The organism is Paenibacillus sp. VTT E-133291 (genome assembly GCF_002264395.1).
In the GTDB taxonomy this organism is placed as follows: domain Bacteria; phylum Bacillota; class Bacilli; order Paenibacillales; family Paenibacillaceae; genus Paenibacillus_AQ; species Paenibacillus_AQ nitricinens.
Genome location: NZ_NFVA01000267.1, coordinates 1 through 294, shown reverse-complemented (window position 1 = coordinate 294; position 294 = coordinate 1). Strand labels below are relative to the sequence as shown.

The following is a 294-nucleotide window of genomic DNA, read 5'->3' as shown; positions in this document are numbered from 1 at the left end:
TGTAAGAACTGGAGGTCATAAATGGCATTGGACAAAATGGTATTTAAAGAAGATGAAGTCGAACGCCTGCAGACAAAAATCAAACTGGTAAGCCAAGATACCAACCGGCTTTACTTGCAGCTGAGAGGTCAGACCAATAACTGGGGTGGTATTCCGCTGGGTTCAGATTTGATACGAGCTCAGACACTTATCAATGAACTGACGGTAGAAGCTGAAAAGCTTGAAGATATTATTCGTCTTGCAGTAAAAGGTGTTCAAGGTGCACAGGATGAGAACAAGAGGCAGGCTAATCAA

The 294-nt window shown here is 42.9% G+C and carries 1 pseudogene; it reads left to right on the top strand.

From position 1 onward, the window contains the following. Nucleotides 1–21: 21 nt before the first annotated feature. Nucleotides 22–294 (top strand): annotated as a pseudogene (locus CA598_RS31870) (hypothetical protein); the annotation flags it as partial.